Source organism: Klebsiella sp. G-Nf4, from assembly GCF_002810615.1.
In the GTDB taxonomy this organism is placed as follows: Bacteria; Pseudomonadota; Gammaproteobacteria; order Enterobacterales; family Enterobacteriaceae; genus Klebsiella; species Klebsiella variicola.
In genome coordinates this window covers 1-24,317 of the sequence record NZ_PION01000003.1, presented here as the reverse complement: position 1 = coordinate 24,317, position 24,317 = coordinate 1, and the positions used below count along the sequence as shown (strand labels likewise).

At 61.3% G+C, this 24,317-nt stretch carries 15 protein-coding genes and 1 other RNA gene; 12 read left to right on the top strand and 4 right to left on the bottom strand.

The annotated features are described in order from the left end of the window. Positions 1–132 precede the first annotated feature (132 nt). The 6 genes from CWM57_RS08310 (at position 133) to CWM57_RS08285 (ending at position 11,291) form a co-directional block, all read left to right on the top strand. Complete coding sequence (locus CWM57_RS08310) at positions 133–1,389, top strand: CmpA/NrtA family ABC transporter substrate-binding protein (protein ID WP_032733486.1); 1,257 nt, start codon at positions 133–135, stop codon at positions 1,387–1,389. A gap of 1 nt (position 1,390) precedes the next feature. Beyond that, positions 1,391–2,275 carry a nitrate ABC transporter permease gene (gene ntrB / locus CWM57_RS08305; RefSeq protein WP_023290141.1) on the top strand — a complete coding sequence of 295 codons (885 nt, stop codon included), beginning with the start codon at positions 1,391–1,393 and terminating at the stop codon, positions 2,273–2,275. 9 nt (positions 2,276–2,284) lie between these two features. After that, the gene (locus tag CWM57_RS08300) at positions 2,285–3,073 is read left to right on the top strand and encodes an ABC transporter ATP-binding protein (protein ID WP_004145418.1); all 789 of its coding nucleotides are present in this window, start codon (positions 2,285–2,287) and stop codon (positions 3,071–3,073) included. Between the two features lie 10 nt (positions 3,074–3,083). Beyond that, positions 3,084–7,151: a nitrite reductase large subunit NirB gene (nirB, locus tag CWM57_RS08295; RefSeq protein WP_100675423.1), complete on the top strand. Its 4,068-nt coding sequence runs from the start codon at positions 3,084–3,086 to the stop codon at positions 7,149–7,151. Then, complete coding sequence (locus CWM57_RS08290; RefSeq protein ID WP_100675424.1) at positions 7,151–9,757, top strand: nitrate reductase; 2,607 nt, start codon at positions 7,151–7,153, stop codon at positions 9,755–9,757. Before nirB ends, CWM57_RS08290 begins: the two co-directional genes overlap by 1 nt. Before the next feature lie 151 nt (positions 9,758–9,908). Beyond that, entirely contained in the window at positions 9,909–11,291 is a 1,383-nt protein-coding gene (locus CWM57_RS08285; RefSeq protein ID WP_100675425.1) for a YchO/YchP family invasin, read from the top strand. On the opposite strand, the gene narL is transcribed toward CWM57_RS08285, so the two are convergent. Together narL and narX are read right to left on the bottom strand one after the other, a co-directional pair. Continuing rightward, positions 11,288–11,938 (bottom strand): two-component system response regulator NarL, encoded by a 651-nt coding sequence (gene narL / locus CWM57_RS08280; RefSeq protein ID WP_002910198.1) that lies wholly within the window; start codon positions 11,936–11,938, stop codon positions 11,288–11,290. The two genes, CWM57_RS08285 and narL, sit on opposite strands and share 4 nt — an antisense overlap. Positions 11,939–11,948: 10 nt before the next feature. Then, positions 11,949–13,727, bottom strand: coding sequence for a nitrate/nitrite two-component system sensor histidine kinase NarX (gene narX / locus CWM57_RS08275; protein ID WP_100630687.1), 1,779 nt, complete (start codon positions 13,725–13,727; stop codon positions 11,949–11,951). 311 nt (positions 13,728–14,038) lie between these two features. Between narX and CWM57_RS08270 the strand changes: the two genes are divergently transcribed. From CWM57_RS08270 to narI, 5 genes are all read left to right on the top strand, one after another. Then, a complete protein-coding gene (locus CWM57_RS08270) occupies positions 14,039–15,427 on the top strand; it encodes a NarK family nitrate/nitrite MFS transporter (RefSeq protein ID WP_061154196.1) in 1,389 nt (462 codons plus the stop codon). 405 nt (positions 15,428–15,832) lie between these two features. Further along, a complete protein-coding gene (locus CWM57_RS08265; RefSeq protein WP_100675426.1) occupies positions 15,833–19,576 on the top strand; it encodes a nitrate reductase subunit alpha in 3,744 nt (1,247 codons plus the stop codon). Further along, entirely contained in the window at positions 19,573–21,108 is a 1,536-nt protein-coding gene (narH, locus tag CWM57_RS08260; RefSeq protein WP_061154198.1) for a nitrate reductase subunit beta, read from the top strand. The genes CWM57_RS08265 and narH overlap by 4 nt, the downstream gene beginning before the upstream one ends. Next, on the top strand, positions 21,105–21,815 hold the full coding sequence (gene narJ / locus CWM57_RS08255; protein WP_100675427.1) for a nitrate reductase molybdenum cofactor assembly chaperone: 711 nt from the start codon (positions 21,105–21,107) through the stop codon (positions 21,813–21,815). The genes narH and narJ overlap by 4 nt, the downstream gene beginning before the upstream one ends. Then, positions 21,815–22,492: a respiratory nitrate reductase subunit gamma gene (gene narI, locus CWM57_RS08250; protein WP_100675428.1), complete on the top strand. Its 678-nt coding sequence runs from the start codon at positions 21,815–21,817 to the stop codon at positions 22,490–22,492. The genes narJ and narI overlap by 1 nt, the downstream gene beginning before the upstream one ends. Here narI and CWM57_RS08245 read toward each other — a convergent pair. Further along, positions 22,489–23,385, bottom strand: a complete 897-nt coding sequence (locus CWM57_RS08245; protein ID WP_012541354.1) for a DMT family transporter — start codon at positions 23,383–23,385, stop codon at positions 22,489–22,491. The genes narI and CWM57_RS08245 overlap by 4 nt on opposite strands. Before the next feature lie 107 nt (positions 23,386–23,492). On the opposite strand from CWM57_RS08245, the gene CWM57_RS08240 reads away from it, so the two are divergent. Continuing rightward, positions 23,493–23,936, top strand: coding sequence for an Lrp/AsnC family transcriptional regulator (locus CWM57_RS08240; protein WP_074385532.1), 444 nt, complete (start codon positions 23,493–23,495; stop codon positions 23,934–23,936). Positions 23,937–24,094: 158 nt separating this feature from the next. Here the strand turns inward: CWM57_RS08240 and CWM57_RS08235 are convergent. Further along, positions 24,095–24,226: non-coding RNA, RtT sRNA (locus CWM57_RS08235), on the bottom strand. Positions 24,227–24,317: the final 91 nt, after the last annotated feature.

Here is a 24,317-nt window from a genome sequence, read left to right as displayed (position 1 = left end):
GTTTGCATTACTTATTGAGTGAATAAAAGTCCGGACAACGAACCAATGGCGGTTCGGGTGTCCGTGGATAAAGGCGTCCTGCAGTGCGTATGCACTGTCGGGCGCTTTTTTTTTGCGCGTGGTGGAGCGGATATGAGCGACAAGTTTTCAATTTCCCGGCGGCGCTTGCTGCAGGCAGGGGCCGCGCTGGGCGGCGCGATGCTGCTGCCGGGTGTGATGCAGGCCGCATGGGCCGGCGGATCGGACAAACCGGAGCAAACCCGCGTGCGGGTCGGATTTATTCCGCTGACCGATTGCGCGCCGCTGGCCATCGCCGCGGCGAAGGGGTTTGACAAAAAGTATGGCATCACCCTGGTGGCGAGTAAGGAAGCCAGCTGGGCGGCGGTGCGCGACAAGCTGGTGGCCGGCGAACTGGACGCGGCACATATTCTCTACGGCCTGCTGTACGGTCTTGAACTGGGGATCGCCAGCAAGCCGCAGGCGATGGCTAATTTGATGACCCTCAACCGTAATGGCCAGGCGATTACCCTCTCCGGCGAGTTGCAGGAGAAAGGGGTAACCGACCTCGGCGGGCTGAAACGGCTGATCGACCGCAGCGCGCCGGGCAGCTACACCTTCGCCCATACCTTTCCCACCGGCACCCATGCCATGTGGCTCTACTACTGGCTGGCGAGCGCCGGCATCGATCCCTTTAACGATGTGCGCACCGTCGTGGTGCCGCCGCCGCAGATGGTGATGAACATGCGCATCGGCAATATGAGCGGCTTTTGCGTCGGCGAGCCGTGGAACGCCCGCGCCATTAACGACCGCATTGGCTTCACCGCGGCCACTTCCCAGGATATCTGGCCCGAGCATCCGGAAAAGGTGCTGGGCACCCGTCGCGACTGGGTGGAACGCAACCCGAACACCGCCCGCGCGCTGGTGGCGGCCCTGATGGAGGCGCAGCGCTGGATCGCCGCCTCGCCGGAGAACACTCAGGAGACGGCCCGCCTGCTCGCCAGACGCGGCTGGCTCAATACCAAGGAGCAGTACCTCACCGGCCGGATGCTTGGGGAGTATGACAACGGCCTCGGCCGCCGCTGGCAGGATGCCCATCCGATGCGCTTCTGGGCCGGGGGCGAGGTCAGTTTCCCCTGGCTGTCGGACGGAATGTGGTTCCTCACCCAGTTCCGCCGCTGGGGACTGCTGAAGCAGGCTCCGGATTACCTCGCGGTGGCGTCACGCATTAACCGCATCGACGTCTGGCAGGCTGCCGCCCAGGCGGTCGGCGGGATCAGCGCACCGGCAGCCACGATGCGCAGCAGCACACTGATGGACGGTACGGTCTGGAACGGGTCCGACCCGGAAGGCTACGCCCGCCATTTTGCCATTCAACGTAAGGGGGCATGAGATGAAGCAGGCACAACGTAAGCAACCGGTCGTCAGCGTGGAGAACGCGCCTGGCGAAGTGATTATCCTGCCGCCGGTGCAGGTCCGGCGTACCACGCCAACCGTCACGCGTTGGTTGCGTGAGCTCACTCAGCGCTTGCTGCCCCCGCTGTTGGGGTTGGGGGTGCTGCTGCTGGCCTGGCAGCTGGCGGCGATGCACAGCAAAGGCTTTCCCACGCCGCTGAGCACGCTGGACTCGGCGCTGACGCTGTTTGCCGATCCGTTCTATCAGGACGGGCCCAATGACATGGGCATCGGCTGGAACGTGCTGGCCTCCCTGCAGCGCGTAGCGGTGGGCTTCGGCCTGGCGGCGCTGGCGGGCATTCCGCTGGGGTTTTTGATCGGCCGTTCGCTGTTCTTCGCCCGCATGTTTAATCCGCTGATTGCCCTGCTGCGCCCGGTCAGCCCGCTGGCCTGGCTGCCGATTGGCCTGCTGCTGTTCCAGAAGGCGGAGCCGGCCTCCAGCTGGACCATTTTTATCTGCTCCATCTGGCCGATGGTGATCAACACCGCGGAAGGCGTGCGGCGGATCCCGCAGGACTATCTCAATGTCGCCCGAGTCCTCCAGCTCTCGGAGTGGACGGTGATGCGCAAAATTCTCTTTCCGGCGGTGCTGCCGGCGGTGCTCACCGGCGTGCGTCTCTCCATCGGCATCGCCTGGCTGGTGATCGTGGCGGCGGAAATGCTCACCGGCGGGCTGGGGATCGGCTTCTGGATCTGGAACGAGTGGAACAACCTCAATGTGGAAAACATCATCATCGCCATCGTCATTATCGGCGTCGTCGGCCTGCTGCTGGAGCAGGGTCTGATGCTGCTCGCCCGCCGCTTTAGCTGGCAGGAAAAATAAGGAGCCAACATGAAACCATTAATTCAGGTGCAGGCCGTCAGCCAGCGCTTTAACACCGCCAGCGGCGAGTTCCTGGCGCTGCAGAATGTCTCCTTCGATATCGTCGAAGGGGAGACCATCAGTCTGATTGGCCACTCGGGCTGCGGAAAATCGACCCTGCTGAATCTGATCGCCGGGATCACGACGCCCACCGAGGGCGGACTGCTGTGTGATAACCGGGAAATCGCCGGGCCCGGGCCGGAGCGGGCGGTGGTTTTCCAGAACCACTCGCTGCTGCCGTGGCTGAGCTGTTTCGATAATGTGGCGCTGGCGGTGGATCAGGTGTTCCGTCGCACCATGAGCAAGAGTGAGCGCCGGGAGTGGATCGAACACAACCTGGCACGCGTGCAGATGGGGCATGCGCTGCACAAACGTCCCGGGGAGATCTCCGGCGGCATGAAGCAGCGGGTCGGTATCGCCCGGGCGCTGGCGATGAAGCCGAAGGTGCTGTTGCTTGATGAGCCCTTCGGCGCCCTGGACGCGCTGACCCGCGCTCACCTTCAGGACACGGTGATGCATATTCAGCAGGAGCTTAATACCACCATCGTCATGATCACCCACGACGTTGATGAAGCGGTGCTGCTCTCGGATCGGGTGCTGATGATGACCAACGGTCCGGCGGCGACGGTCGGTGAGATCCTCGCGGTCGATCTGCCGCGTCCGCGTCACCGCGTTCAGCTGGCGGACGACAGCCGGTATCACCATCTGCGTCAGCAGATCCTGCATTTTTTGTATGAAAAACAGCCGAAAGCGGCGTAAGGGGGCGGTCATGACGCGGCGACTGGTGGTGATCGGTAACGGCATGGCGGCCACCCGACTGGTGCAGCGACTGGTTGAGCGCGACCCCGCGCGGTTTGCCATTACCGTCGTCGGCGACGAGCCGCACCCGGCCTATAACCGCATTCAGCTCTCGCCGCTGCTGGCTGGCGAAAAAACGGCGGCGCAGCTCCCGTTGCTGCCGGCGGAGTGGTACACCCGGCACGGGGTGTGCCTGCGATCCGGCGAGGCGGTCGATGAAGTCGATGTTGAGCAACGGCGGCTGCGCATCGCGGAAACCTGGCTGCCGTGGGACGAGCTGGTGTTCGCCACCGGTTCGCGGCCCTTTATCCCGCCGCTGCCGGGCCGTGATCGTCCGCAGGTTATCCCCTTCCGCACCCTGGTGGACGTGGAACGAATTCTGGCGATACCCGGGCCGGCGGTGGTGATTGGCGGCGGAGTACTCGGTGTGGAAGCGGCGGCGGCGCTGCGTCGCCATGGCGGGGAGGTCACTCTTCTGCATCGCGGCAGCGGATTAATGGCGCCGCTGACCGACGCTTTTGCCGCCGATGAGCTCAGGCAGCAGCTTGAAGCGCGCGGCATCCGCTGCGTGCTGGAATGCCGGATCGCCGCCATCGAAGAGGATGGTGTGCGGCTGGCGGACGGGCGCGCTTTCCGCGCCGCCAGAGTGGTGCTGGCCGCCGGCGTGCAGCCCGACAGCCGTCTGGCGGCGCAGAGCGGCGTGCTGTGCCAGCGGGGGATCGTGGTTGACCGCCAGATGGCCGCCTCGCTGCCGGGGATCAGCGCCATCGGGGAATGTTGCGAAATTGACGGCCAGACTTGGGGGCTGGTAGCTCCCTGCCTGCGCCAGGCCGAAGTACTGGCGGATCGCCTGTGCGGCGCCCCCGGCGAGGGCTTTGTCTGGCAGGACGCCGGGACCCGCCTGAAGGTTACCGGCATTGAACTCTTTGGCGCTGGGGAGCAGCAGGCCGGCGAACAGGATGACATCTATACCAGCTGGGACCCCATCGATCGCCACTACCGTCGCCTGCTGTTGCGCGACGGCCGCCTGCGCGGCGTGCTGCTGATGGGCGACTGCACCGCCGCCGCCGCGCTCACCGCGCGCCTGGACAGCGACGAGCCCGCCACCGCGGACTGGCTTTTTGACCCCTCTTCAACGCAGCCGCAGGCTGCAGGAATAATGACGATGACGAAACCTGTATTAGTGCTGGTGGGACATGGCATGGTCGGCCACCATTTTCTCGAACAATGCGTGAGCCGCAACCTGCATCAGCAATATCGAATCGTGGTGTTTGGCGAAGAGCGTTACGCCGCCTACGACCGGGTGCATCTCTCCGAATATTTCGCCGGGCGCAGCGCTCAATCGCTGTCGCTGGTGGCCGATGATTTCTTTCACCAGCACGGCATCGAACTCCGCCTCGGCGAGGCGGTGGCGACGATCGACCGCGACGCGCGGTTGGTGCGGGACGCCGAGGGGCATGAAACCCACTGGGATAAACTGGTGCTGGCGACGGGCTCGTATCCCTTTGTTCCGCCGATCCCTGGCAACGATCTCGAGGGGTGCTTTGTCTACCGCACCCTTGACGATCTCGACCGTATCGCCGCCCATGCCGCCGCGGCGAAGACCGGGGTGGTGATCGGCGGCGGCCTGCTCGGGCTGGAGGCGGCCAACGCCCTGAAACAGCTGGGGCTGGACACGCACGTGGTGGAGTTTGCCCCGAACCTGATGGCCGTCCAGCTGGATAACGGCGGGGCGGCGATGCTCCGGGAGAAGATCGTCGCCCTCGGCGTGGGAGTGCATACCAGCAAAGCGACCACCGCCATCGTGCGTGAGGCCGACGGCCTGCGGCTGAACTTTGCCGACGGCGGCGCGCTGCGGACCGACATGGTGGTCTTCTCGGCGGGGATCCGTCCGCAGGACGCGCTGGCCCGCGGCTGCGCGCTGCAGGTGGGCGAACGCGGGGGTATTCACATCGACGGCCAGTGCCGCACCTCTGACCCGGACGTGCTGGCGATAGGCGAATGCGCCCTGTGGGACAATAAAATTTACGGACTGGTGGCGCCGGGCTATCAGATGGCGCGTATCGCCGCGGCCACCCTCGCAGGAGAAGACGCCTGCTTTAGCGGCGCCGACATGAGTACCAAACTGAAGCTGCTGGGGGTCGACGTGGCCTCATTTGGCGATGCGCAGGGGCGTGCGCCGGGCTGTCAGAGCTATCAATGGACCGACGGTCCGCAGCAGGTTTACAAAAAAATCGTCGTCAGTCAGGACGGCAAAACCCTGCTTGGCGGTGTGCTGGTGGGGGAGGCCAGCGACTATGCCACGCTGCTGCAGATGATGCTGAACGGCATGGCGCTGCCGCCGCGTCCGGAGAGCCTGATCCTGCCCGCGCTGGAGGGCGCCGCACCGAAGGCGCTCGGCGTCGCGGCGCTACCGGACAGCGCGCCGATCTGCTCCTGCCATAACGTCAGCAAAGGCGATATCTGCCAGGCGGTGAACCATGGGGCGGGGGATATGGCGGCGATAAAAAGCTGCACCAGAGCGGCCACCGGCTGCGGCGGCTGTAGCGCGCTGGTGAAACAGGTGATGGAGTACCAGCTGGCGGAGCAGGGCGTCGAAGTGAAAAAAGACGTTTGCGAGCATTTCCCGTGGTCGCGCCAGGAGATCTACCATCTGGTGCGGGTCAACCATATCCATACCTTCGAGCAGCTGATTAGCCGCTACGGCCAGGGACACGGCTGTGATGTCTGCAAACCGCTGGTGGCCTCGGTGCTGGCCTCCTGCTGGAACGAGTACCTGCTGAAGCCGGCGCACCTGCCGCTGCAGGATACCAACGACCGCTATTTCGCCAACATTCAGAAGGACGGAACCTATTCGGTGGTGCCGCGGATGGCGGCGGGGGAAGTGACGCCGGACGGGCTGATCGCCATCGGGCAGATCGCCAAACGTTACCAGCTCTACAGCAAAGTGACCGGTGGCCAGCGTATCGATCTGTTTGGCGCGCGGCTGGAACAGCTGCCGGCTATCTGGCGCGAGCTGGCCGACGCCGGGTTTGAAACCGGCCATGCCTACGGCAAGTCGCTGCGCACGGTGAAATCCTGCGTCGGCTCAACCTGGTGTCGCTACGGCGTGCAGGACTCCACCGGGCTCGCCGTGCGGCTCGAGCATCGCTATAAAGGGCTGCGCGCCCCGCACAAAATCAAGATGGCGGTCTCCGGCTGCACCCGCGAATGTGCCGAAGCCCAGGGGAAAGATATCGGGGTGATTGCCACCGATAAAGGCTGGAATCTGTACGTCTGCGGCAACGGCGGGATGAAACCGCGTCACGCCGACCTGTTTGCCAGCGATCTCGACGAAGCGACGCTGATCCGCAGCATCGATCGTCTGCTGATGTTCTATATCCGTACCGCCGATCGCCTGCAGCGGACCAGCACCTGGATGGATAACCTGGAGGGCGGCGTCGCCTATCTGCGGCAGGTGGTGCTGGAGGATAGTCTCGGCCTTGGCGAGGAGCTGGAGCAGGAGATGGCCAGGATCGTCGACAGCTACCAGTGCGAGTGGCAGACCACCCTCAACGATCCGCAGCGTCTGGCGCTGTTCCGCTCCTTCGTGAACAGCGACCAGCCGGACGAGGCGGTGCAGCGCCACGAGCTGCGTGGTCAGCCGCAGCTGTTGCTGACTGAGACGTTGCCCGAAGGCGAACTCCCATCCCGGCCGTGGCAGGCGGTATGCGACCTTGACGCCATCCCGGCGCAGGCGGGGATCGGCGCCCGCTTAGGGGAGCGGCAGATTGCCCTGTTCCGCTTCGGCGATCGGGTCTACGCCCTGGACAACCGCGAGCCGGGCAGCGCGGCCAACGTCCTGTCACGCGGGCTGTTAGGGGACGTCGGCGGCGAGCCGGTGGTGATCTCCCCACTGTACAAACAGCGGATTCGCCTGCGCGACGGCTGGCCGTGCGACGGCAGTGAACAGGCGGTACGCGCCTGGCCGGTAAAAGTGGAAAACGGCAAAGTGTGGGTGGGCAGCCAGCAGCTGCTGGCGCGCGCGGAGGCCTCCTGATGCAGACCATCCGAACGACCTGTCCTTACTGTGGTGTGGGCTGCGGCGTACTGGCGAGCGTGGATGACGCGGGGCAGGTGAGCGTGCGCGGCGACGATCAGCATCCGGCGAACCTCGGCCGCCTGTGCGTCAAAGGGGCGGCATTAGGGGAGACCACGGGCCTGGCGGGGCGGCTGCTGGCGCCGGAGGTCGACGGCCAACAGGTAGCCTGGCCTCAGGCGCTGGCGGAGGCCGCTGCGCGCCTGCAACAGGTCATCGACCAGCACGGCCCGCAGGCGGTGGCCTTTTACGCCTCCGGCCAGCTGTTAACGGAGGATTACTATGCCGCCAATAAGCTGATGAAGGGGTTTATCGGCGCGGCGAACATCGATACCAATTCGCGGCTGTGCATGTCGTCAGCGGTGACCGGCTACAAGCGGGCCTTTGGCGCCGATGTGGTGCCCTGTAGCTATGAGGATGTGGAAAACAGCGATCTGGTGGTGCTGGTCGGCTCGAACGCCGCCTGGGCGCATCCGGTGCTGTTCCAGCGGCTGGCACAGGCGAAGCGGGATAATCCCCGGCTGCGGATCGTGGTGATCGACCCCCGACGCACCGCCACCTGCGAGATCGCCGACCGCCATCTGGCGCTGGCCCCGGGAAGCGATGGTGGGTTGTTTGTGGGATTACTTAACGCCCTGGTGCAAGCCGGTGCCTGCGTTGATGGCTTTCGCGATGGCTCGCAGGCGCTGGCCGAGGCGAGTGGCTGGGACGTGGCGAAGGTGGCGGATTTTTGCGGCCTGGCTGCCGATGAGGTGGCGGCCTTCTATCGCGAGTTCATCGCCGCCCCGCGGGCGATCACCCTCTACACCATGGGAATCAATCAATCCGCCAGCGGCAGCGACAAATGTAACGCAATCATCAACGTCCATCTGGCCAGCGGGAAGTATAGCCGCCGCGGCTGTGGCCCCTTTTCGCTGACCGGTCAACCCAACGCCATGGGCGGCCGCGAAGTCGGCGGGCTGGCGACGATGCTGGCGGCGCACATGGATTTTGTGCCAGACGATCTGCAGCGGCTGGCCCGCTTCTGGGGGACGGAACGGCTGGCGCAGACCCCGGGGCTGACCGCCGTGGAGCTGTTTGCCGCCATTGGCCGCGGCGAGGTCAAAGCGGTCTGGATCATGGGTACCAACCCGGTGGTGTCGCTCCCTGACAGCCACGCGGTGAGCCAGGCGCTGGCCGCCTGTCCGCTGGTGATCGTCTCGGATGTCGCCGCCCAGACCGATACCGGACGTTTCGCCCACATCCGCTTTCCGGCGCTGGCCTGGGGCGAGAAGAATGGCACGGTCACCAACTCGGAGCGGCGGATCTCCCGTCAGCGCAGCTTTCTGCCGCCGCCGGGGGAGGCGAAAGCGGACTGGTGGATCATCGCCAGAGTGGGGCAGGCGCTGGGGTATCGCGAGGCGTTTGCCTGGCAGCATCCGCATGACGTCTTCCGCGAGCATGCGGCGCTGTCCGGTTTCGAAAACGACGGTCAGCGGGCCTTTGATATCGGCGCGCTGGCGGATCTCAGCCGTGAGGCGTGGGACGCCATGGCGCCGGTGCGCTGGCCGGTCAGCCGCAGCGAGGCCGCCTGGGATATCGCGCGCGGCTGGCATGGCGATGGCAGGCTGCGGATGGTGCCGGTGACGCCTCAACCGACCCGGGCGACAACCGATGGTTTTTATCCGCTGATCCTCAACAGCGGGCGGATCCGCGATCAGTGGCACACCATGACCCGCACCGGCACGGTGCCGCGGCTGATGCAGCACATCGCGGAGCCGGTGGTGGAGGTGGCGCCGCAGGATGCCGTTCGCTACCAGCTTCCCGCCGACGGGCTGGCGCGGATCTGGTCGCGGCATGGGGTGATGGTGGCGAAAGTGACGATCAGTGAAGGGCAGCGCCCCGGCTCGCTGTTTGTTCCGATGCACTGGAACAATCAGTTTGCCCGTCAGGGGCGGGTGAATAACCTGCTGGCCGCCGTCACGGACCCGTATTCCGGCCAGCCGGAAAGTAAACAGGCGGCGGTGGCCATCGCCGCCTGGCAACCTTCCTGGCACAGCGAGCTGCTTTGTCGCGAACCGCTGCCGTTTCCAGCGGCCTGGCACTGGCGGCGGCGGGCAGCGCCTGGCGTGCTGCACTATTCGCTGGCTGGGGAGGCGTCTGCCCGACAGTGGATCAGCGCGTGGTGCGCGCAGCGCGGCTGGCAGCTACAGGTGGCTGAAGGCGGCGTGGTATGGAACCTGCTGGCCTGGCATCAGGGGAGGCTGATGCTCGGCTGGTGGAGCGATGCGCGCGAGCCGGTGGTGGATAGCGCATGGATAAGCGCCGCCTTTGCCGCGCCGCCGTCCGATGCCGTCCAGCGACATGCGTTGCTTAGCGGCCGACCGGGCGCCGCCGTCGCCCCGCGGGGGCGGATCGTCTGCAGCTGCTTTGGCGTGGGGGAACGGTCAATTAGCGAGGCTATCGCCAGCGGCTGCGCCAGCGTTGGGGCGTTGGGGGCGAAGCTGAAATGCGGGACCAACTGCGGCTCCTGCGTGCCGGAGCTTAACGCGCTGCTGGCGGCGCAACGAACCCGAACCCAGGCGTAACGGTGGCACGCAGTGACGGCGCCGGTTGGGTGATATGTTGCCCAACCGGTTTCAGCATATTCCTGGAATTGCCCACAGGGCTGCGGGAGCAGGGAAAACACGATAAACTAACACTTCTTCCCATTTTTGTGAGCCTGCTCAAAATCTGTTGATGCCTGTGTCCTTCCGTTTGTTGCCAACGTTGACCTGTCTCCTGCTGCTGCCGGGCGTTCCCGTCTGGGCGCTGACCGCCAGCGACACCACTCGCCCCACGCCAGCGCAAGATCCGCTGCCCGATATGGGGATTGCTCCCCAGGTCGATGACGATGCCCGGCACTTTGCCGAAGTGGCGAAGAAGTTTGGCGAGGCCAGCATGAGCGATAACGGACTGACGGCAGGCGAGCAGGCGCAGCTGTTCGCCATCAGCAAAATCGGCAATGAAGTGAGCCATGAGCTGGAGAGCTGGCTGTCATCATGGGGCAACGCCAATGTCGACCTGCTGGTCGATAAAGAGGGTAAGTTCACCGGCAGTAAAGGGAGCTGGTTTGTGCCGTTGCAGGATAACGACCGTTACCTGACCTGGAACCAGTATTCGGTGACCCGGCGCGAGAACGATCTGGTGGGCAACATTGGACTTGGCCAGCGCTGGCGGGTCGGTGGCTGGCTGCTGGGCTATAACTCGTTTTACGACAAAGTGCTGAGCGAAAGCCTGGCGCGCGGCAGCGTCGGCGCGGAGGCGTGGGGAGAATATCTCCGGCTGTCGGCAAACTACTACCATCCGCTGGGCGACTGGCAACTGCGCGATAATCAGACCCAGGAGCAGCGGATGGCCGCGGGGTATGACGTCACCGCCCAGGCGCGGCTACCGTTCTACCAGCACATTAATACCAGCGTCAGCGTCGAACAGTACTTCGGCGATAGCGTCGATCTTTTTCACACCGGCACCGGCTACCATAATCCGGTGGCCGTCTCCGTTGGGCTAAATTACACCCCGGTCCCGCTGGTCACCGTTACCGCTAAGCATAAGCAGGGGGAAAATGGCGTCAGCCAGAACAATGTGGGCCTGAAGCTAAACTACCGCTTTGGCGTACCCCTTAAGCAGCAGCTGGCCGCAGACGAGGTAGCGATCAGCAACTCACTGCGCGGGAGCCGCTTCGATAGTCCGGAGCGGGATAATCTGCCGGTGGTGGAGTATCGTCAGCGCAAAAATCTGACAGTCTATCTGGCCACGCCGCCCTGGGATCTGCAGTCCGGAGAGACGGTGCAACTGAAGCTGCAGATCCATAGCCTGCACGGTATCAAGGCGCTGCACTGGCAGGGTGACACCCAGGCGCTTAGCCTGACGCCGCCGGTGGATGGCGCCAGCCCGGATGGCTGGAGCGTGATCATGCCGGTGTGGAACAGTGAACCGGGCGCCGCGAACCGCTGGCGCCTGTCGGTGGTGGTGGAGGATAAACAGGGGCAGCGCGTCTCCTCCAATGAGATCGCTCTGGCGCTGACCGAGCCGCTGGTCAAGTTCACCACGCCAGGCGTCTCCTGGACGGACTCGCCTTAGAAAATTCGCTCCTGGTGGACCCATACCGCGGCTTCCACCCGGGATTTGAGCTTCATTTTCTTCAGCATGTGCTTCACGTGTACTTTGACGGTGCTTTCGGTGATATCCAGGCGACGGGCGATCATTTTGTTCGGCAGTCCCTGGGCGATCAGCTTGAGGATGTCGCGCTCGCGCGGGGTCAGCTGGCTGATGTCGCGATCGGAGGTGGCGCGGTTAGCGCGCAGGCTGGCGGCCAGCACCGGGGTTAACGCTTCGCTTAATACCATCTCTCCGGCGGCGGCCTGCTGCAGCGCTTTCAGCAGATCTTCCGGCTCCATATCTTTCAGCAGATAGCCATCGGCGCCGCGCTTCAGGGCGGTGACAACGTCCTCTTCATGGTTGGAGACGCTGAAGACCACCACCCGGCCAGAAAGCGATTTCTCACGCAGTTTGTCCAGCGTTTCCAGGCCATTCATGCCCGGCATATTGAGGTCGAGCAGGATCAGGTCCGGATCCAGCGATTCCGCCAGCTCGATACCTTGCGCGCCATTGCTGGCCTCGCCAATCACCTGGATGTCCGGCGCCATGCTGATCAACTGTTTCACGCCGGTGCGCAGCATCGGATGGTCGTCAATGAGAAGGATGGTTGCCCGTTCCTGTTGACTCATGGGGGTCTCCTTATTGGATGGAAAACGTTTTTTCCGGGATAAACGTGACGATCACTTCGGTTCCACCGGTTTCCCGGCGTCGTACCTGACAGTCACCGCGCAAGCTCTGGGCGCGATCCCGCATAATAATTAAACCGTAATGGTTACTCCGCTCGGCGTGATCCGGCACGCCGCGGCCGTTATCCGCCACCACCAGACGGACCTGATTATCGCGTTGTGACACCGTCACGGTTACTTCGGTCGCGCTGGCATGCTTCAGGGCGTTGCTTAACGCTTCGCGGGCGATCTGCAGCAGGTGAATGGCCTGATGCGACGGTACAAAGCGCGGCGGAAGCTGATAATCAAGCTGTACCGTAAATCCGAAGTGGGCGCTGTACTCCTGACAGCTGGCCTCCAGCGCCGGGCGCAGGCCCGCCTCGGTCAGCTGCAGGCGGAAGGTGGTTAACAGCTCCCGCAGCTGGGCCCAGGAGGTATTCAGCTCGTTGCGAATCTGCCCCAGCAGCTGGCGGCTCTCCGCCGGTAAGGCGTCGCCCTGCATCTGCAGACAGCTGACCTGCATCTTCATACAGGACAGCGACTGGGCGATGGAGTCGTGCAGCTCGCGGGCGATAGTGGCCCGCTCTTCCATGACGATCAGCTGCTGCTGTTTCTCCTGATGACGGTCCAGCGCCAGGGTACTGGTCAGTTGTTCCACCAGGGTATCCACCAGTTGCTGCTGATCGTGGCTGAGATGGCGGCCAACCGGCAGCGTCGCCAGCAGAATGCCGTACTGATTATGCGCATCCGATAGCCGCCACTTCAGCGTTGTTCCGCCATCCGGTAGAGGCGGCAGATTGCGTGGACAGAGGTAGCAGCCTTTATCATCACATTCATAATCCGAGTGGCAGGTAAACTCCTGGTGATTATCTTCGTCTTCCAGGTCGTAAACCCGTACCTCGATATCGCGCAGCAGCGTCAGCCCCTGCAGGCCATTCAGTACCGGTGAAATCCTCTCGCAGAGCGGGGCGCTGGCATGCAGCCGGCGATTGGCCTGCCATAAGAAAGCGAGGATCTCGTTCTTCTGTTCCAGCCCGGCAGTCTTCTCCTGCACCCGCCGCTCGAGCACGGCGTAGCTTTCCGCCAGCTCTTCCGACATGTTATTCAGCGCCATGCCGAGGGTCGCCATTTCGTTACGCCCGCTGATGTGCGCCCGCTGGGTGAAATCGCGTTGGCTGACCGCCCGCGCCATGCCCAGCAGCTGTTTCCACGGCCGCAGCAGGCGGGCGCGTAACCAGATGATGGTAAAAATCAGCAGCAGCGCCATACCAATGGCGAGGATGCGATGGATCCAGACTACCCGCTCGATACGCTGCTCGGTGGTGTGGTCGAATGCCGTGACCAGCTGGTCGATACGATCGACAAAGTCGGCGACATCCTGGGCCACTTCCGCCTGGTTAACCGCACGCTGCATGCCGGGGGCCAGCGCCTGCTGCCAGTATTGCTGCAGCGCTTTTAACTGTTGTTCCTGGCCGTCGCGGCGGGCGGAATTTTGCAGCTCGGGGCTGAAGACGGTGGCGGTCATGTCCGCCACCAGCTTTTGATCGTTTTCATTCAGCGGGATCGCCGCCAGCAGCCGGTAGCTTTGCATACGCAATGAACCGGCCTTGTTAATCGCGTGGGCGCTGCCCTGGACGCCGTTCACCAGGCGCGCGGAGATCGCCATGCCGGCGACGCCAATAATGGTGGCGAGCAGCACGATTAACGCCAGTTGATTGACCAGCGTCAGCGGAGTAAAAAGACGTTTTAACATGGAATGCGTGGCTCCTGACCGGTGATCTCTCCGGGAGTGGCGCTTATTCTCGGCTATCCCCTGGAGTATACCCATACCCCTAAAGAGTTACTCCTTAATTGTCGGTGGTAGGCGCTATTGGGGGTGGGGTTATACGCAACCCGGCAGCCGCGTGATAAACCACACTTTTTTCCTCACCATTCTCTACTCACTTCGGAGCATGGTTTATTTTTGCACAAATTAGTGCGCGCTTTTCCTTTGATTTATATCAACTTACCGCCCCGGGCAACCCCTAAGGTAGCGGCAGGAAATATGAATAATCAGAGGTATCTATGAGTCAATCTTCCCTACCGGAGAAGGCTAACCGCTCGGTCATTACCGACTGGCGCCCTGAAGATCCTGAATTCTGGCAACAGCGCGGTCACCGTGTGGCGAGCCGTAATCTATGGATCTCCGTTCCCTGTCTGTTACTGGCGTTCTGCGTATGGATGTTGTTCAGCGCCGTCGCCGTTAATCTCAACAAAGTGGGCTTTCAGTTTACGACCGATCAGCTGTTTATGCTGACCGCGCTGCCGGCGCTGTCTGGCGCCTTATTGCGCGTGCCTTACGCCTTTATGGTGCCGCTGTTCGGCGGCCGTCGCTGGACGGCGTTCAGCACCGGGATCATGATTATTCCGTGCGTCTGGCTGGGCTTTGCGGTCCAGGATACTTCCACGCCGTTTAGCGTCTTCGTGATTATCTCGTTGTTGTGCGGCTTCGCCGGGGCCAACTTTGCCTCCAGTATGGCCAACATCAGCTTCTTCTTCCCGAAAGCGAAGCAGGGCGGGGCGCTCGGCGTCAACGGCGGCCTCGGTAATATGGGCGTCAGCGTGATGCAGCTGGTCGCACCGCTGGTGGTGTCGGTCTCTGTGTTTGCCATTTTTGGCGGGACCGGCAGCGAGCAGCCTGACGGCTCAATGCTGTATCTGGAAAACGCCGCGTGGATCTGGGTACCTTTCCTGATTATTTTCACTCTGGCGGCGTGGTTCTTTATGAATGACCTGTCGGCTTCTAAAGCCTCGCTGAGCGAACAGCTGCCTGTGCTCAAACGCCTGCATCTGTGGATCATGGCGCTGCTCTATCTGGCCACCTTCGGCTCCTTCATCGGATTCTCCGCCGGCTTCGCCATGCTGTCGAAAACCCAGTTCCCGGACGTGCAGATCCTGCACTACGCCTTCTTCGGCCCCTTTATTGGCGCGCTGGCGCGTTCGATGGGCGGGGCGATCTCCGATCGTCTCGGCGGGACTCGCGTGACGCTGGTCAACTTCGTGGTGATGGCTGTCTTCTGCGCGCTGCTGTTCCTGACCCTGCCGACTAACGGCCAGGGCGGCAACTTCATCGCCTTCTTCGCGGTGTTCATGGTGCTGTTCCTGACCGCCGGGCTGGGGAGCGCCTCCACCTTCCAGATGATCTCCGTGATCTTCCGTAAGCTGACCATGGACCGCGTGAAGGCCCAGGGGGGTAGCGAAGCGCAGGCGATGCGCGAGGCGGCGACCGATACCGCGGCAGCGCTGGGCTTTATCTCGGCGATAGGCGCCATCGGCGGCTTCTTTATCCCGAAAGCGTTCGGCATTTCGCTGGATCTGACCGGCTCGCCGGCCGGCGCGATGAAAATCTTCCTCGTCTTCTATATTGCCTGCGTGGTGATCACCTGGGCGGTATACGGCCGTAAGCGTCAGTAATCCGCCATAGTCGATGTCGCTTCGTAAAGGCGTACTCCCAAAGGAGGCGCCTTTTTTTACTGGCTTAATTAGTTACAACATACTAATGGGCGGTTTTATTCGTTTTGGCCACTGAGCCGGGAAGGGACTGCTTGCCAGCGTCACCGCTCTACCCCTTAATACCTCCCCGGTGAACAATCTCGAGCCAGGCGACCCATTTTTCGTTAAAAAACATTAAAAAACATTAAGTTAAAAAATTGAGTTTCCTACCACCTTGGTGGTAATTGCAGTTTCCCTCCGCTTTAGCAAGCCAGTCCGGATTGATCGCCATCAATTCTCGCCCTCTTTCATAGCGTTACCTTCGCTGCAAATCCAGCAATGTCGATTTATCAGAGAGCCGTCAGGCTCCATATCAGGAGAAACCCGATGAGTAAATTCCTGGACCGGTTTCGCTACTTCAAACAGAAGGGTGAAACCTTTGCCGATGGGCACGGCCAGCTTCTAAACACCAACCGGGACTGGGAGGATGGATACCGTCAACGTTGGCAGCATGACAAAATTGTGCGTTCCACTCACGGTGTCAACTGCACCGGCTCATGCAGCTGGAAGATTTATGTGAAAAACGGTCTGGTGACCTGGGAAACGCAGCAGACTGACTACCCGCGCACCCGTCCGGATCTGCCAAACCACGAACCACGCGGCTGCCCGCGCGGCGCCAGCTACTCCTGGTATCTGTACAGCGCTAACCGCCTGAAATATCCGCTGATGCGTAAACGTCTGATGAAGATGTGGCGGGAAGCGAAAGTTCAGCATAGCGATCCGGTTGAGGCATGGGCCTCGATTATTGAAGATGCCGATAAAGCCAAAAGCTTCAAACAGGCTCGCGGTCGCGGCGGGTTTGTCCGCTCCTCCTGGCAGGAAGTGAATGAGCTGATTGCCGCCTCCAACGTCTATACCGTGAAAACTTACGGTCCGGACCGCGTGGCCGGCTTCTCGCCGATCCCGGCGATGTCGATGGTCTCCTACGCCTCCGGCGCCCGTTATCTGTCGCTGATCGGCGGTACCTGCCTGAGCTTCTACGACTGGTACTGCGACCTGCCGCCAGCTTCGCCGATGACCTGGGGCGAACAGACCGACGTCCCCGAATCGGCGGACTGGTATAACTCCAGCTACATTATCGCCTGGGGCTCCAACGTGCCGCAGACCCGTACCCCGGATGCCCACTTCTTTACCGAAGTCCGCTACAAAGGCACCAAAACCGTGGCGATCACTCCGGACTACGCCGAAATCGCCAAACTCTGCGATCTGTGGCTGGCGCCGAAGCAGGGTACCGATGCCGCGATGGCGCTGGCGATGGGCCATGTGATGCTGCGCGAGTTCCATCTCGATAAGCCGAGCCAGTACTTCACCGATTATGTTCGCCGCTATACCGACATGCCGATGCTGGTGATGCTTGAGGAGCGCGACGGTTATTACGCCGCCGGCCGCACGCTGCGCGCGGCCGACCTCGTGGATTCCCTTGGTCAGGAAAACAATCCGGAATGGAAAACCGTCGCCTTTGACGAGAAGGGCGACATGACCGTACCGAACGGTTCCCTCGGATTCCGCTGGGGCGACAAAGGCAAATGGAACCTCGAACAGCGCGACGGTAAAACTGGCGAAGAGATTGAGCTGCGTCTGAGCCTGCTGGGTAGCCATGACGAGGTCGCGAACGTCGGCTTCCCGTACTTCGGCGGCGAAGGTTCTGAGCATTTCAACAAAGTCGACCTCGAAAACATTCTGCTGCACAAACTGCCGGTAAAACGCCTGCAACTGGCCGATGGTTCCACCGCGCTGGTGACCACCGTTTACGATCTGACCATGGCGAACTACGGCCTGGAACGCGGTCTGAACGATGATAACTGTGCCACCGGCTACGATGAAGTGAAAGCCTACACCCCGGCCTGGGCGGAAAAGATCACCGGTGTCTCCCGCGCGCATATCATCCGCACTGCACGCGAATTTGCCGATAACGCTGATAAGACCCATGGTCGCTCGATGATTATTGTCGGGGCGGGCCTCAACCACTGGTTCCACCTCGACATGAACTACCGCGGCCTGATCAATATGCTGATCTTCTGCGGCTGCGTCGGTCAGAGCGGCGGCGGTTGGGCGCACTATGTGGGCCAGGAAAAACTGCGTCCGCAGACCGGCTGGCAGCCGCTGGCGTTCGCCCTCGACTGGCAGCGTCCGGCACGCCACATGAACAGTACTTCGTACTTCTATAACCACTCCAGTCAGTGGCGCTATGAAACTGTGACTGCGCAGGAACTGCTGTCGCCGATGGCGGATAAATCCCGTTACAGCGGCCACCTGATCGACTTTAACGTGCGCGCAGAGCGCATGGGCTGGCTGCCGTCTGCGCCGCAGTTAGGGGTGAACCCGCTGCGTATCGCTGATGAAGCGAAAAAAGCCGGCATGACCCCGGTCGATTACACCGTGAAGTCGTTGCAAGAGGGCTCGATTCGCTTTGCGGCCGAGCAGCCGGAAAACGGCAAAAACCACCCGCGTAACCTGTTTATCTGGCGCTCCAACCTGCTCGGCTCCTCCGGTAAAGGCCATGAGTATATGCTCAAGTACCTGCTGGGTACCGAGAACGGCATTCAGGGCAAAGACCTTGGCAAGCAGGGCGGCGTGAAGCCGGAAGAAGTCGAATGGCGGGATAACGGCCTCGACGGCAAACTGGATCTGGTGGTGACCCTCGACTTCCGTCTGTCGAGCACCTGTCTCTATTCCGACATCGTGCTGCCGACCGCCACCTGGTACGAAAAAGACGACATGAATACTTCGGACATGCATCCGTTTATTCACCCGCTGTCGGCCGCCGTTGACCCGACCTGGGAATCAAAGAGCGACTGGGATATCTATAAAGGTATCGCGAAGAAATTCTCTGAAGTCTGCGTCGGCCACCTCGGCAAAGAAACCGACGTCGTTACGCTGCCGATTCAACACGATTCCGCCGCGGAAATGGCGCAGCCGTTTGACGTGAAAGACTGGAAAAAAGGCGAATGCGACCTGATCCCAGGGAAAACCGCGCCGCATATTATTCCGGTTGAGCGTGATTACCCGGCGACTTACGAACGTTTCACCTCGATCGGCCCGCTGCTGGAAACCATCGGCAACGGCGGGAAAGGCATCGCCTGGAACACCCAGAGCGAGATGGATCTGCTGCGTAAGCTCAACTACACCAAGGCCGAAGGCCCGGCGAAAGGCCAGCCGAAGCTGGAAACGGCCATCGACGCCGCGGAAATGATCCTCACCCTGGCGCCGGAGACCAACGGTCAGGTGGCGGTGAAGGCGTGGAAAGCGCTGAGCGAGATCACCGGTCGCGAGCACGCGCACCTGGCTCTGAACAAAGAAGATGAGAAGATCCGCTTCCGCGATATTCAGGCGCAGCCGCGGAAGATTATCTCCAGCCCGACCTGGTCTGGCCTGGAAGACGAGCATGTCTCCTATAACGCCGGTTATACCAACGTTCACGAGCTGATCCCGTGGCGTACGCTGTCCGGCCGTCAGTCGCTGTATCAGGATCATCAGTGGATGCGCGACTTTGGTGAAAGCCTGCTGGTCTATCGTCCGCCAATCGACACCCGTTCGGTGAAAGCGGTGATGGGCGAGAAGTCCAACGGCAACCCGGAGAAGGCGCTGAACTTCCTGACCCCGCACCAGAAATGGGGTATCCACTCGACCTACAGCGATAACCTGCTGATGCTGACCCTGTCGCGCGGCGGGCCGATCGTCTGGATGAGCGAAGCGGATGCGAAAGATCTGGGTATCGAAGATAACGACTGGATCGAAGTGTTTAACGCCAACGGCGCCCTGACGGCGCGCGCGGTGGTGAGCCAGCGTGTACCGGCCGGGATGACCATGATGTATCACGCCCAGGAACGCATCGTGAACCTGCCGGGCTCTGAAATCACCGGTCAGCGCGGGGGGATCCACAACTCCGTCACCCGTATTACGCCAAAACCGACCCACATGATCGGCGGCTACGGCCACCTGGCCTATGGCTTTAACTACTACGGTACCGTCGGCTCCAACCGCGATGAGTTTGTAGTGGTACGTAAGATGAAGAACATTAACTGGTTAGACGGCGAAGGCAACGACCAGGTACAGGAGAGCGTAAAATGAAAATTCGTTCACAAGTCGGCATGGTGCTGAATCTCGATAAGTGCATCGGCTGCCATACCTGTTCGGTGACCTGTAAAAACGTCTGGACCAGCCGGGAAGGGATGGAATACGCCTGGTTCAACAACGTGGAGAGCAAACCTGGCGTTGGCTTCCCGAACGACTGGGAAAACCAGGAAAAATGGAAGGGCGGCTGGATCCGCAAAATCAACGGTAAACTGCAGCCGCGCATGGGCAATCGCGCGATGCTGCTGGGTAAAATCTTCGCCAACCCACATCTGCCGGGGATCGATGATTACTACGAGCCGTTTGATTATGACTACCAGAATCTGCATAACGCGCCGGAAAGCAAACATCAGCCGATCGCCCGCCCGCGCTCGCTGATCACCGGCCAGCGGATGGACAAGATCACCAGCGGTCCGAACTGGGAAGAGATCCTCGGCGGCGAGTTCGAAAAACGCGCCAAAGATCAGAACTTCGACAACATGCAGAAGGCGATGTACGGTCAGTTCGAAAACACCTTCATGATGTATTTGCCGCGCTTGTGCGAGCACTGCCTGAACCCGGCCTGCGTCGCGACCTGCCCGAGTGGCGCCATCTATAAGCGTGAAGAGGACGGTATCGTCCTGATCGACCAGGACAAGTGCCGCGGCTGGCGGATGTGTATCACCGGCTGCCCGTACAAGAAGATCTATTTCAACTGGAAGAGCGGGAAGTCCGAGAAATGCATCTTCTGTTACCCGCGTATTGAATCCGGAATGCCGACGGTGTGCTCCGAAACCTGCGTGGGCCGTATCCGCTATCTCGGGGTCCTGCTGTACGACGCGGACGCGATTGAAAACGCCGCCAGTACTGAGAACGAGAAAGATCTGTATCAGCGCCAGCTGGACGTGTTCCTCGATCCAAACGATCCAAAAGTGATTGAACAGGCGTTAAAAGATGGCGTTCCGCAGGGCGTTATTGAGGCCGCGCAGCAGTCGCCGGTCTACAAAATGGCGATGGACTGGAAGCTGGCCCTGCCGCTGCACCCGGAATATCGCACCCTGCCAATGGTCTGGTACGTGCCGCCGCTGTCGCCAATTCAGTCGGCTGCGGACGCTGGCGAACTGGGTAGCAACGGTATTCTGCCGGACGTGGAAAGCCTGCGTATTCCGGTGCAATATCTGGCGAACCTGCTGACCGCGGGCGATACCCAGCCGGTCCTGCTGGCCCTGAAACGCATGCTGGCGATGCGTCATTATAAGCGTGCGGAAACCGTTGACGGCGTCGTCGATACCCGCGCGCTGGAAGAGGTGGGGCTGAGCGAAGCGCAGGCCCAGGAGATGTACCGCTATCTGGCCATCGCTAACTATGAAGATCGTTTCGTGGTGCCGAGCAGCCATCGTGAACAGGCTCGCGATGCCTTCCCGGAGAAGAGCGGCTGCGGCTTTACCTTCGGCGATGGTTGCCACGGCTCTGATAGCCAGTTCAACCTGTTCAACAGCCGTCGTATCGACGCGATTGACGTCACCAGCAAAACGGAGCCGCACGCATGATTGAACTCGTGATTATGTCGCGTCTGCTCGAATACCCTGACGCTGCCTTATGGCAGCATCAGCAAGAGATGTTCGAGGCGCTCGCGTCATCAGAGAAACTCAGCAAAGAGGATGCCCACGCGCTGGGTGTTTTCCTGCGCGATCTAGTGGCTCAGGATCCGCTGGACGCCCAGTCGGCGTATAGCGAACTGTTTGACCGCGGCCGCGCTACCTCGCTGCTGCTGTTTGAACACGTGCACGGCGAATCCCGCGACCGCGGGCAGGCGATGGTGGACCTGATGACGCAGTATGAGCGCCACGGTCTGCTGCTGGATAGCCATGAGCTGCCGGATCACCTGCCGCTGTATCTGGAGTATCTGGCGCAACTGCCGGAAGAGGAAGCGCTCGGCGGCCTGCGGGACGTTGCGCCGATCCTCGGCTTGCTCAGCGCACGCTTGCAGCAGCGCGAAAGTCGCTATGCGGTGCTGTTCGAGCTGTTGCTGAAGCTGGCCAATACCCAGGTCGACAGTCAGAAGGTGGCGGAGAAGATTGCCGACGAGGCGCGCGACGATACGCCGCAGGCGCTGGACGCAGTCTGGGAAGAAGAACAGGTCAAATTCTTTGCCGACCAGGGCTGCGGCGAGTCGGAGATCTCCGCTCACCAGCGTCGTTTTGCCGGAGCCGTGGCCCCGCAATATCTGAATATCTCTAACGGAGGACAGCAATAATGCACTTCCTGAATATGTTCTTCTTTGACATTTATCCGTACATTGCGGGCTCGGTGTTTCTGTTCGGCAGCTGGTTGCGCTATGACTATGGCCAGTACACCTGGCGCGCCGCCTCCAGCCAGATGCTGGACCGTAAGGGGATGAACCTGGCATCGAACCTGTTCCATATCGGCATCCTGGGTATTTTCGCCGGCCACTTCCTCGGCATGCTGACCCCGCACTGGATGTATGAGTCCTTTCTGCCGATCGACGTCAAGCAGAAGATGGCGATGATCGCCGGCGGCGCCTGCGGCGTGATGACCCTGGTGGGTGGGTTACTGCTGCTCAAGCGTCGTCTGCTCAGCCCGCGCGTTCGCGCCACCACCACCGGAGCGGATATTCTGATCCTTTCGTTGCTGATGGTGCAGTGTGCGCTCGGCCTGCTGACGATCCCATTCTCAGCCCAGCATATGGACGGCAGTGAAATGATGAAGCTGGTTGGCTGGGCGCAGTCGGTGGTGACGTTCCACGGCGGTGCATCACAGCATCTGGATGGCGTGGCGTTTATTTTCCGCGTTCACCTGGTGCTGGGGATGACGCTGTTCCTGCTGTTCCCGTTCTCCCGTCTGGTTCATATCTGGAGCGCGCCGGTCGAATATCTGACGCGCAAATACCAGATTGTCCGCGCCCGTCGCTAACTGGCCCGCGACTGCTCACTGACCCCGCCGCGGCGGGGTTTTTTTTCGCCCCAGCCGAGGTTATTGCCTGCGGCGGCAAACAGAATAAGCATCCCGCCAATCAACTGCACAGGGGTCAACGCATGGTGGAAGACCAGATAGTCGACCACCATTGCCACCAGCGGATAAATAAAGGAGAGCGAACCGGTAATGGGCGTCGGCAGTTTCTGTATCGCGCTATATAAAAGCTGATACATGATCCCGGTATGGACGATGCCGAGGATCAGCAGGTAGCGCCAGGGGAAGCTGGCCGTCCATTCGGGGGCATGCACCAGCGGCAGCAGCATCACGACGCCAACGAGAACCTGAATGAAGGCGATATGCTGTGCGGGGAGCGGATGCAGTTTGCGCGCGATGATGGCGGTCAGGGCATAGAAGAATGCCGCGCCCAGCGCCAGCAAAACGCCGGTAGTGAGCCCCTCTCCATGCGCGGACGTCAGCTCGCTTGACAACAGGATCACTACGCCGCCAAAGGCCAGCAGTAGCCATCCCCATTTCACGGCGCTGACCCGTTCCCCCAGCACCATCCCCATCAGTACCAGCATAAACGGCTGGGTGTTATAGACCACGGTGGCCATACCGATTGAGATCCGCGAATAGGCGGCAAACAGCAGCAGCCAGTTGACGACCAGCGCCGCGCCGCCAATCACCGCCAGAGCGAGAGTGAAACGCGTTAGCCGGCTGAAGGGCTGGCCGCTTAACACGATAAACACCAGCAAGGTTAGCGCGCCAATCAGGCAGCGCCAGAACACCACATCCATCACCGGCAAACCAGAGAGCAGCACGAACGCGCCGATCGAGCCGGAGATTATCATTGCCAGGCTCATTTGCCAGACGCCGCGGGTAAGTTGCATTTTTCACCTCCACCATTTTTCAGTTATTGTGCGAAAAACCCTGACAGGGTGATATGGCTGAATTAAGGTAGAAAGAGGCGAATGCCTTTTATAATTAGGTGAAAAACATGAATGACGTACTTGATGAAATTGACCGGGCGATCCTCACTTGCCTGACTCAGGATGCCAGAGTCTCGCTAAAGGTATTAAGCGCGCGAGTGGGGCTGACCTCGCCGAGCACGGCCGAGCGGGTGAAGCGCCTGGAGGAGCGAGGCGTCATTCAGGGCTATGGGGCGCAGGTGAATCTCGCCGCGCTGGGCTACAGCCTCCAGGCGCTGGTGCGGGTCCGGCCGCTGCCTGGGCTGCTGCAGAAAGTGGATAAATATATCCAGGCGATGCCGGAATGCATTGAAAGTGACAAAGTGACCGGGGAAGATTGTTTCGTGATGCGCCTCGTGGTGCGCGATATTGCCCAGCTGGATACCCTGCTGGACGGTCTGGCCGAGTATGCGCAGTGTAACACCTCGGTGGTGAAAAGCTCGCCGGTAAAACGGCGGTTGCCACCGCTGTGAGTTTTCCCGGAGACGGTGCTGCGCACCTGTCCGGGCTACCAAACGGCACCACCTGTAGCCTCGCTAAGCGAAGCGCGAGCGAGGAGGTAGCAGTACAACCCGTAGGGCAGAATATAGAATATCGTAGAGTAATTGGATTGAGGTGTTTTTTAAGAGGATGGTGGTGGGGGAAGGATAACTCGGCGCTAAAGCGCCTCGCCCTTCGGGCCGTTGCCTGCGGCAACGTTCTCTCGCTACGCTCGAGTCGAACCTTAGTCGAAGCTTCTCATCCTTCCCCGTGGGGTAGAATATAGCGTGTAGCCTCGCTAAGCGAAGCGCGAGCGAGGAGATAGCAGCACAGGTGGCTGAAGAGAGTGCAACAGTAGTGGGGGAAGGATAACT